The sequence below is a fragment of the Streptomyces alkaliterrae genome (assembly GCF_007097205.2).
Classification (GTDB): Bacteria; Actinomycetota; Actinomycetes; order Streptomycetales; family Streptomycetaceae; genus Streptomyces; species Streptomyces alkaliterrae.
In genome coordinates, this window is the sequence record NZ_VJYK02000205.1 from 1 (window position 1) to 9,977 (window position 9,977).

The window sequence follows — 9,977 nt, forward strand, 5'->3', positions numbered from 1 at the left end:
CCGCACCTGACGGCCCGACGAGTCAATGAGGAGCCCAGAGCGCAGTGACCTCCAGCCCCGACCTCCCGCAGCCCGCACCCGGGGGCGACCCCGGACCGGCCGGCGCCCCGATCCTGCTGACGGCCCCCAGCGGCATCGACCGCGGCGCGCACCACCGCATGGACGAGGCCTGGCTCGCCGCCGCGTGGAGCCACCCCACGACGCGCTGCTTTGTCGTCTCCGGAGGGCAGGCGCTGGTCGTCGACACCGACGACGGCGGCACCGAACTCGTCACCATGCCGTCCTTCGAGGCGCCCTTCACCGAGGCGCACCGTTACTTCCTGGGCACCGACGCCGAGGGCGTGCGCTACTTCGCGCTGCAGAAGGACGGCCTGCCCGGCCGGATGGACGACGTCGCCCGACCCGCCGGACTGCGGGAGGCCGGCGCGCTGCTCGGCCCACGCGACTGCGCACTGCTCGTCCACGCCGTCGCGCTGGAGAACTGGCAGCGCATGCACCGGTTCTGCTCGCGCTGCGGCGAACGCACCGTCATCGCGGCGGCCGGCCACATCCGCCGCTGCCCGGCGTGCGGCGCCGAGCACTACCCGCGCACCGACCCGGCCGTGATCATGCTCGTCACCGACGACCGGGACCGCGCGCTGCTCGGCCGCCAGGTGCACTGGCCGGAAGGCCACTTCTCCACCCTCGCCGGCTTCGTGGAACCAGGGGAGTCGATCGAGCGGGCGGTGGTCCGAGAGGTGGCGGAGGAGGTCGGCGTCGAGGTGGACGAGGTGCGCTACGTCGGCAGCCAGCCGTGGCCGTTCCCGTCCAGCCTGATGTTCGGCTTCCTCGCGCACGCCCGTACCGACGAGCTGCGCGTCGACGGCGAGGAGATCGAGGAGGCCCGCTGGTTCTCCCGGGACGAACTGCGGGAGGCCATCGAGAGCGGCCAGGTGCGCAAGCCGTCGGGGATCTCCATCGCCGCGCGCCTCGTCGAGATGTGGTACGGCAAACCGCTCCCCGGCCGCCTGCCCGCCGAGGGGTAGCCCGGCGCCCGGTGCTCCCGGCGCCCGGAGGCTCCCGGCATACGGAAGGCTCCCGGCCCGCACCCACAGGGGGAGGGGGTCGGGAGCCTTCCGGGGGCGGCTCAGGCTCAGGCCGCCAGGGCCTGCTTGACCTGCGCCAGGCTCGGGTTGGTCATCACGACGTCCTCGCCGCCGCCCGCCGGAGCCACCAGGACCGTCGGAACCGTCTGGTTGCCGTTGTTCACCTTCTCGACGAAGGCCGCCGACTCCGGGTCCTGCTCGATGTTGATCTCCGTGTAGGAGATGCCCTCGCGCTCCATCTGGCTCTTCAGCCGGCGGCAGTAGCCGCACCACGTGGTGCTGTACATCGTGACGGTTCCCACCATGGGTCCTCGAACTCCCTCCGGTCTGCGGGGCCGCCGGAGGCTCCGGCACGGCCCGGACGGCCGGCACCCGCCGCGCGGGGCCCGCCGTCACCCCACGTCAACGCGCGGCGGCCGTCCTCGATTCCCGCCCGCCCCCGGGTGGCGACTTGTGTGACCGGCGCCACGGACCTGTGGACGGAGGTGCGGGAGGGGCGCCCGGGCCTGGCAGCATGGTGCGGATGACACCCGTACCAACGCCACCGCCGGAGCCGCTCCCCACCGCGGAGAGCGCCGACGCCGTGCTCGACGGGCTCGACCCGGAGCAGCGCGAGGTGGCCACCGCGCTGCACGGCCCGGTATGCGTGCTCGCCGGCGCCGGTACGGGCAAGACGCGCGCCATCACCCACCGCATCGCCTACGGCGTGCGCGCCGGGGTGCTGCAGCCCGCCTCCGTGCTGGCCGTCACCTTCACCAACCGCGCCGCCGGGGAGATGCGCGGCCGACTGCGCCGGCTGGGCGCCGGCGGCGTGCAGGCGCGCACCTTCCACTCCGCCGCCCTCCGCCAGCTGCACTACTTCTGGCCGCGCGCCGTCGGCGGCGAGCTGCCCCGGCTCGTGGAGCGCAAGGCGGCGCTCGTCGGCGAGGCGGCCGCCCGCTCCGGGCTGCGGCTGGAGCGCACCGAGCTGCGGGACGTCACCTCCGAGATCGAATGGGCGAAGGTCACCCGGACCGTGCCCGAGGACTACCCCGCCGCGCTCGCCAAGGCGGGCCGCACCCCGCCGCGCGACCCGGCCGAGACCGCCCGCGTCTTCACCGCCTACGAGCGGCTGAAGCAGGAACGGGTGACGATCGACTTCGAGGACGTGCTGCTGCTGACCGTCGGCATCCTCCAGGAGCGTGCCGACATCGCCGAGCAGGTGCGCGGCCAGTACCAGCACTTCGTCGTGGACGAGTACCAGGACGTCAGCCCGCTCCAGCAGCGGCTGCTGGAGCTGTGGCTGGGCGACCGCGAGAGCCTGTGCGTCGTCGGCGACGCCAGCCAGACCATCTACTCCTTCACCGGCGCCACCCCCGACCATCTGCTGAACTTCCGCGAGCGGCACCCCTCGGCCACGCTCGTCCGGCTGGTGCGGGACTACCGCTCCACCCCCCAGGTCGTCCGGCTGGCCAACGGCCTGCTGGGCCAGGCCACCGGGCCCAACGCCCGACACCGGCTGGAGCTGGTGTCCCAGCGCGAGCCCGGCCCGGAGCCGGTCTTCACCGAGTACCACGACGAGCCGGCGGAGGCCGACGCCACCGCCCGGCGGGTGCGGCAGCTGATCGACTCCGGCGTCCCGGCGAGCGAGATCGCCGTCCTCTTCCGGGTGAACGCCCAGTCCGAGCTCTACGAGCAGGCCCTCACCGACGCGCGGGTGCCCTATCAGGTGCGCGGCGCGGAGCGGTTCTTCGAACGGCCGGAGGTGCGGGAGGCGCAGGTGGCCTTGCGCGGCGCCGCCCGCGCCGGGGCCAACGACCCGATGCTCGCCGACGCCGCCGGGTTGGTCGAGCAGACCAGGCGGGTGCTCGCCACCAAGGGCTGGCGGGCCCAGGCACCGGCCGGCTCCGGCGCCGTACGGGACCGCTGGGAGTCCCTGGCGGCGCTGGTGCGGATGGCCGAGGAACTGGCGGCCGAGCGGCCGTCGGCCTCGCTCGCCGACCTGGTCGCCGAGCTGGACGGCCGGGCCGCGGTCCAGCACGCGCCGACCGCCGTCGGCGTCACCCTCGCCTCGCTGCACTCCGCCAAGGGCCTGGAGTGGGACGCCGTCTTCCTGGTCGGGCTGACCGACGGGATGATGCCGATCACCTACGCGCGTACCCCCGAACAGGTCGAGGAGGAGCGGCGGCTGCTCTACGTCGGCGTGACGCGGGCGCGGCGGCACCTCCACCTGTCCTGGGCGCTGGCCCGCTCGCCGGGCGGTCGGGCCGCCCGGGTGCCGAGCCCCTTCCTGGACGGGCTGCGGCCCGGCAGCGGGTCGGGCGCCCGCCGCGCCGCGGGCGGCGGCGGCACGGTCGCCGGCGGGGGAGTGCTGCGCGGTGAGGCCGGACGCCCCCGCGCGGCCAGGGCGCCGGCCCGCTGCCGGGTCTGCGGGCGCACGCTCACCGACCCGGGCGAGATGAAGCTGATGCGCTGCGAGGAGTGCCCCTCGGAGCTCGACGAGGTGCTGTACGAGCGGCTGTGGGCCTGGCGGGAGGGGCAGGCCCGGCAGCTCGGTCAACCCGCGTACTGCGTCTTCACCGACCGGACCTTGATGGCCATCGCCGAGACCGTGCCGGACACCGCCGCGGAGCTCGCCCGCATCCCCGGCGTACGGGCCCGCAAACTCCAGCAGTACGGCGCCGACGTACTGGCGCTCTGCTCGGGCGAGGAGCCCGGCCAACTGGCCTCGGAAGAAGCGGAATCCGATCGTCCGTAAAGTGTCACGGCAACTGTGACGAACGAGAGTGAAAAATAGTTTGCGCCCGCCGAGGGAATCCTCATAGCCTTCCGGACATGGAGACGGCGGGGGTTTCTCGCGCCTGCCGATCCATGCTGTACTGAGCTGCACTGACCTGAATACGTTCGGGACGGACCTGGTCCGTCCCCCTGAGACGCCCGAGAGGAGGCGATCGAAATGCTCACGCTCATCACCACCAAAATGACCGAACTTCCGGTCGCCGCATGCCTGGGTGTCTCCCGTCTGCGTGGCACCGGTGCGTCCTTCGCCGGACTGCCGGGCATCGCCGATGCGCGGGCCAATGGGTTCGCACTGGTTGATGAGCGCGCGTTCGACAGCAAGCGTCCGTCCGCCGACGAGCGACCGACCAGGGCATCCGCAGCAGTAGTGGCGGCACAGGCGGGCATTCCCGCCGGCGCCGCGGCAGTGGATGCCGGCACCGGTCTCGCCGCCGCGAGCAGCACCACCAAGCAGTACCTGACGACCGAGCACCACTCGATGTGGGCCTTCCGTGGGCCTGAACCCTGGAGAGATCCAGCCTGATCAGCGCGATCAGGTCGGCACCTTCCAGGGCCGCGGAACCCACACCGGGATCCGCGGCCCTTCTGTTTGCCCCGGCACCAGCCGGGGCGACCGGGCCAGCCGGCCACCAGCCGGAGACGACCGACCGACGAGGAAGCAAACAGCAGTGCACACGCCGACGCACGTCCCGTCATCCCGCACCGACCTGAACCCGCCTGATCACTCGGAGGACTCCTTGACCGCCCTGACCACCCTCAACCAGCTCGACGAGGCGATCGACCGCCTCGGGGTGGCCGTGCCCTGCCGCAGCTACGACCCCGAGGTCTTCTTCGCGGAGTCCCCGGCCGACGTCGAGTACGCCAAGTCGCTGTGCCAGACCTGCCCGCTGAAGGACGCCTGCCTCGCCGGTGCCAAGGACCGTCGCGAGCCCTGGGGCGTCTGGGGCGGTGAGCTGTTCATCCAGGGGGTTGTCGTACCGCGCAAGCGGCCCCGCGGCCGTCCCCGCAAGAACCCGGTCTCGGCGTGAACACCCCCGGCACGATCAACCGTCCGTTCCCCCACGGAACCACTGAGCAGGACTCCATGACCGCACCCACCCGCTACACCTCAGTCAACGACCGGTCCGACAGAACCGGCACCACAGTGAACAGGAACCGTGAGATGCAACTCCTTCCCGAAAGCCTGAGCCGAAGCCAAATGCAGGACAGGCTCTACGAGGCCGAGTCCCAACGGCCGGCCCAGCGGCTGCTGGCCGCGCGGCGGATGCAGCGCAGGGCCGAACGTGCCTCCCGCCGCGCCCGCCGGGCGCTGGCCATGGCCCTGATGCAGTAACCGGCTGACGCCGTAACAGTCGGCCCGCCGTACCACCCGCGCGCCGTGACCACCTGCGCGCCGTGATCACCCGCGAGCCTCCGGCGCCGGACGACCGCCCTCGGGCACGTCCGGCGTCTGGGCGTTCCGGGTGTCACGTCGGGCGTGGCGGGTGTCGCGTCCGACGCGCGCCCGGCCCCCGGCGGTACCGTCGACGGGTGGTAGACAACAGTACGGAGCGACGGGACGACGGCTCGGCACCCCGGCAACCCGTCCCGCTCGCCTGCGCCACCTGCGGCACGCCCGCCCAGGGCGACGCGCCGCCGGCCACCTGGGTGTGCTCGGTGGAAGGCGGAGACGTCCGCTACCTCTGCGAGCGATGCGCCCGGGAGAACATCAGGTCGATCGAGGGCCGACTCGACACCGCCTGGTGGTGAGAGGTGCCGCTCACTTGCTGAGCGGCACCTTCGTGCCCGCTCCCTCGTCCTCTTCCTCATCGAGGAAGCCCGGGAGCCACCCCTCCAGTTCGTCGCGCATCCGGACCGAGGCCTTCAACTGGCACAGCACGCCGATCGTGCTGAGCGTCACCCGGTGGATCAGCAGGTACTCGGGCGGCAGGTTGAGCTGCTTGCCCAACTGGTGTGCGGGGGACCGCCGGTCCGCGATCCGCGCCGCCTGGTCGCGTATCCAGCCGCGGGAGAATTCGAACTCCTCGACACTGGCGGGCTCGATGATCGGCAGCAGGTACTCGAGGATCGCGTCCGGGTCCAGCTCGATGGACTCCTTGACGAAGCCCTCCTCCCTGAGTAGTGAGTAGACCTCCTCGGCCTCGCCGTCCAGCGTGAGCCGCAACGCGGTGCCGATCGTGGGCGGAAGGCCGTCCGGGAGCCGGTCCACCGTGCCGAAGTCCATCACTCCCAGCCGGCCGTCGGACAGAAGACGGAAGTTGCCCGGATGCGGATCCGCGTGCAGCAGCCCGGTACGGGCCGTGCCTCCGAAGAGGAAGCGGGCCAGCAGCTGCCCCGCCCGGTCCCGGTCCTCCTGCGAGCCTTCGGCTATCACCTCCGAGAGCGGGGTGCCCTCCAGCCATTCCGTGACCAGCACTTGATCGGCCTGGTACACCACATGGGGAACGACCACGTCCGGATCGTCGGCGAACTCCTCGGCGTAGGCGCGCTGCGCATCTGCCTCCAGGGCGTAGTCCAGCTCCTCGGTGATCCGGTCCCGCAGCTCGGTGATCAGCGGCTTGACGTCCATGCCCGGCACCATCGGACCCAGCAGCCGGGAGAACCTGCTCAGCTGATTGAGGTCCGACACCAGTGCCTCACCGGCGCCCGGGTACTGCACCTTGACGGCGACCACCCGGCCGTCGTGCCACACGGCCCGGTGGACCTGGCCTATGGAGGCCGCCGCCGCCGGCCGGTCCTCGAACTCCTCGAACAGGTCACGCCAGTCCTCGCCGACGCGCTCGGCCAGCACGGCGTGCACCGTCGCCGCCGGGAGCGGGGGAGCGGCCTCCTGTAGCTTCGTCAGCGCCGCCCGGTACGGCTTCGCCAGGTCCTCCGGCAGGGCCGACTCGAAGACCGACAGCGCCTGCCCCAGCTTCATGGCGCCGCCCTTGAGCTCGCCCAGCACCTTGAACAACTGCTCGGCCGTGCGTTGTTGCAACTCGGTGCCGACCAGGTCCGCGGAGTAGCCCGTGATCCGTTTGCCCAGGCCCCATGTCGCCCTGCCCGCGTACCCCAGTGGCAGGGCGGCGAGCTTGACGGTACGGGTCACGGCCCTGCGGGGAAGGTCTGACATGGTGGTCCTCCAACTCCCAGACAGCGGACGCTGCTCAGACGCCCATTGTCACCCTTGCCGCTTCCATTGCTGAGGGCCGGTCGCCTCAGTGCGCAAAGCCGCACCACAGGGGCACTCCGACCACGCGGGCAGGGGTTCGGCCTCCTTGCGGAGCTCGGGCAGCACGTAGCACTCGCGCAGGCCGACACCGGCAGTGGCCTCGCCCTCCACATGACGCAACACCAGGGCCGCCGCCGCCCCCGCGACCACGCTCGCCAGCGCCACGTCACAGGCCGGCACCCCGCGTGCGCGGGCGTTGCGCCACTGGCCCACCACCAGCGGCCAGGTCGGCTCCCGCTCGGCCCGGCCCAGCATCATGCACTCCGCACAGGCACCCGCCCCCGGCCGCACCAGCGGACCCACAAAGCCGGTGCCCTCCACGACCCCCGTGTAGAGGTGGGCCCTGCCGGACTCCATCAGCTCCCGGGCGGCCTCGGGATCGGGAGCGTAGGCGGCGAGGCCGTCCCGCGGAGCGAACACCACCAGGTCGGCCCCCGGCCCGGCCGTCTGCGCGCCCCCGGGGCGGGGGCCCGCGGCGGATCGATCGACGGTCGGTGCGGGCCGGTCGACCGTCGGTGCGGGCCGCTCTACCGCCGGGGCGGGGGAACGCCTGCCGCCTCCCGGCGGCGCGACCGGCGCCGCGACCGCAGGACTGGGGCTGTCGCCCGACGCGGCGCCGACCGCTTCGGCGGCCGCCTGGTCGACCTCCGGCCAGAGTTCGCCGGGGGCGGGGCAACGTGGACGCGGCACCCGGGCCCAGGGCGTCGCTTTGTTGATCACTCTGCGCAGCGCGGAGAGCCGTCGCTCGCCCGCCCACTCCTGAGACACACCGCCGGGCGCGCAGTCGGCCAACGACACACAGCCGCCGTCCCTCGCCTCAACCCGCCCCACACCGGCGGCCGACAGCAAAGCGGCCAGTACGGAGCCCACCCGACCGCCGCCGCGAACCTCGACTCGCGCGGCCCGCCGGGCCGCGAGGCGACGCAGCGCCTCCCCAGGGGCGGCGTACACCACCGAGAGCGAGGCGAGGTCAGGCCGAAGGCGCTCGCCGACGTGCGCGGCGGTGCTCCGGTCCGCCGTGGAGTCGTCCAACACACCGGCGGCGAGGAGCCGGTCGAGCAGCGGCCCGACCCGGGCGGCGCCCAGGCCGAGACTCTGTGCCGCCTCGGCGAGCTGGGGCACGCTGCGGGTGCCGTCCAGCAGGTCGAGGAAGCTGCCCGTCGCGGTGTCGACGGGGCCCAACTGGATGGCGTGGGCGGGAGCCACTCCGTACTGGACTGTCGCACGGTCGCGCCAACCGCGCCGCAGCGCGGGCTTGATCATCGGATGCACGGCTTGTCCTCCTGATCGAGTGCCGGCGGAACGTCGCCAAGCATGCCGTCACATCAGGAATTTCTGCGCCGAGTTATCCACAGAGGTGGCCTATCATCATATTTAGTCCTGATTGTGTCGGGTTATCCACAGCTCCCGAAGGCGGGGCGGGACGCTGACAGCCGTCCGCTGTACCTTCGAGGAGTGCCCGCAGAACCGCTGAACAGCGCCACCGGCCGGCGCCCGGTCGACCGGCCCCCGACCCCACCACCCCGCCGCAGCGGGCCCACGGGGCCCGAGCGCTCCACCGATCCGGCCGGTCCGGCCGGTCCGGCCGGGGCCCCCGAGGTGGAGGTGCGGCGCAGCAGCAGACGCCGCCGGACGGTCTCCGCCTACCGCGAGGGCGGTCGGACCATCGTGCTGCTGCCTGCCCGGATGTCCGCGGCCGAGGAGCGGCGCTGGGTCGGAGTGATGCTCGACAAACTCGCGGCGCAGGAGGACCGCAGAAGACCGGGCGACGAGGAGTTGGCGCGCCGCGCCGAACGCCTCTCCGGCAGGTACCTCGAGGGCCGGGCCCGCCCCAGCTCGGTCCGATGGGTGACGAACCAGAACACCCGCTGGGGTTCCTGCACACCGGCCGAGGGCAGCATCCGGCTCTCCCACCGGCTGCGCGGGATGCCGGCGTACGTCGTCGACTACGTCCTGCTGCACGAGCTGGCCCATCTGCTGGTTCCCGGGCACGGGCCCGACTTCTGGCGGCTGGTGGCCCGTTACGACAGGACGGAGCGGGCCCGTGGCTTCCTGGAGGGCGTGGTCGCCGCCGACCGGTTGCCGCAGCCTGCGGGTGAGGCCGCCGACGACCGCGAAGGAGGGGAGGGACCGGAGTGAGCGAGGTGAGGAGTTGAGGTCTCACGGCGAGCCGCCCGCCAGGACGCGCTAGCCTGGCGCGCGAACAGCAACAGCGACGGGTTGGGGGACGGGCGTCACACATGGCCAGGGAATTCCAACGGGGCCACAAGGCCCGACTCAGTGACCTCACGGCGGGCACGGATCTGTACGTGGGCGTACAGATCACCGCTCCGGGAGTCACGTTCGACATCAGCTGCTTCGGCCTCGACGCCGACGAGCGACTCTCCGACGACCGCTACTTCATCTTCTACAACCAGCCGAAGTCACCCGAGGAGTCGATCCAGCAGCTCGGGGCCCAGGCAGGTGACACGGAGTCCTTCCGGGTCACGCTCGACCGGGTGCCGGACGGCGTGCGACACCTCTACTTCACCGCCACCATCGACGGTGACGGCGAGATGTCGCAGGTCGCCACGGGATACATACGCATCGTCGCGGGTGGCGAGGAGGTCGCGCGCTACCCGTTCACCGGCGCCGAGTTCAGCACCGAGCGGGCGGTGATGCTCGGAGACATCTACTTCAAGGACGTCTGGCGCTTCGCCGCCATCGGCCAGGGCTTCGACGGCGGACTCGCCGCACTGCTCAAGAACTTCGGCGGGGAGGTGTTGGAGGAACAGGAGGACGAGCAGCCGCAGCAGTCGCAGACAGACGGCCAGTCAAACGCGGCGCCCGGCTTCGCCCCACCCCCGGCGGCGCCTGACGGCGATGCGTGTGATGGGGGCGAGGGGGCCGCGGCGGGCTGC

Annotated in this window: 11 protein-coding genes; 8 read left to right on the plus strand and 3 right to left on the minus strand. The window is 72.5% G+C overall.

Going from position 1 to position 9,977, the window contains the following annotated elements; all coding sequences use genetic code 11:
- Positions 1-44: 44 nt before the first annotated feature.
- The gene (gene nudC, locus FNX44_RS18300; protein ID WP_407699158.1) at positions 45-1,025 is read left to right on the plus strand and encodes an NAD(+) diphosphatase; all 981 of its coding nucleotides are present in this window, start codon (positions 45-47) and stop codon (positions 1,023-1,025) included.
- A 107-nt stretch (positions 1,026-1,132) separates the two neighbouring features.
- Here the strand turns inward: nudC and FNX44_RS18305 are convergent, their stop codons facing one another.
- A complete protein-coding gene (locus tag FNX44_RS18305; protein ID WP_143649366.1) occupies positions 1,133-1,390 on the minus strand; it encodes a mycoredoxin in 258 nt (85 codons plus the stop codon).
- 218 nt (positions 1,391-1,608) lie between these two features.
- On the opposite strand from FNX44_RS18305, the gene FNX44_RS18310 reads away from it, so the two are divergent.
- The 5 genes from FNX44_RS18310 to FNX44_RS18330 all read left to right on the plus strand — a co-directional run bounded on the left by FNX44_RS18310 (position 1,609) and on the right by FNX44_RS18330 (position 5,612).
- The gene (locus FNX44_RS18310; RefSeq protein WP_143649367.1) at positions 1,609-3,822 is read left to right on the plus strand and encodes an ATP-dependent DNA helicase UvrD2; all 2,214 of its coding nucleotides are present in this window, start codon (positions 1,609-1,611) and stop codon (positions 3,820-3,822) included.
- Positions 3,823-4,020: 198 nt separating this feature from the next.
- Positions 4,021-4,386: a hypothetical protein gene (locus tag FNX44_RS18315; protein ID WP_143649368.1), complete on the plus strand. Its 366-nt coding sequence runs from the start codon at positions 4,021-4,023 to the stop codon at positions 4,384-4,386.
- A 145-nt stretch (positions 4,387-4,531) separates the two neighbouring features.
- Positions 4,532-4,891 (plus strand): WhiB family transcriptional regulator, encoded by a 360-nt coding sequence (locus FNX44_RS18320; protein WP_143649369.1) that lies wholly within the window; start codon positions 4,532-4,534, stop codon positions 4,889-4,891.
- Positions 4,888-5,196: a putative WhiB-interacting protein gene (locus FNX44_RS30005; RefSeq protein WP_407699159.1), complete on the plus strand. Its 309-nt coding sequence runs from the start codon at positions 4,888-4,890 to the stop codon at positions 5,194-5,196. The genes FNX44_RS18320 and FNX44_RS30005 overlap by 4 nt, the downstream gene beginning before the upstream one ends.
- A gap of 197 nt (positions 5,197-5,393) precedes the next feature.
- Complete coding sequence (locus tag FNX44_RS18330; RefSeq protein ID WP_143649370.1) at positions 5,394-5,612, plus strand: hypothetical protein; 219 nt, start codon at positions 5,394-5,396, stop codon at positions 5,610-5,612.
- A 10-nt stretch (positions 5,613-5,622) separates the two neighbouring features.
- On the opposite strand, the gene FNX44_RS18335 is transcribed toward FNX44_RS18330, so the two are convergent.
- Positions 5,623-6,978: an ABC1 kinase family protein gene (locus tag FNX44_RS18335; protein ID WP_143649371.1), complete on the minus strand. Its 1,356-nt coding sequence runs from the start codon at positions 6,976-6,978 to the stop codon at positions 5,623-5,625.
- A gap of 48 nt (positions 6,979-7,026) precedes the next feature.
- On the minus strand, positions 7,027-8,340 hold the full coding sequence (locus FNX44_RS18340) for a ThiF family adenylyltransferase (RefSeq protein ID WP_228449992.1): 1,314 nt from the start codon (positions 8,338-8,340) through the stop codon (positions 7,027-7,029).
- A 192-nt stretch (positions 8,341-8,532) separates the two neighbouring features.
- On the opposite strand from FNX44_RS18340, the gene FNX44_RS18345 reads away from it, so the two are divergent.
- Together FNX44_RS18345 and FNX44_RS18350 are read left to right on the plus strand one after the other, a co-directional pair.
- Entirely contained in the window at positions 8,533-9,216 is a 684-nt protein-coding gene (locus FNX44_RS18345; protein WP_407699160.1) for a M48 metallopeptidase family protein, read from the plus strand.
- Between the two features lie 101 nt (positions 9,217-9,317).
- On the plus strand, positions 9,318-9,977 hold a 660-nt coding region (locus FNX44_RS18350; protein WP_143649373.1), incomplete at its 3' end, for a TerD family protein.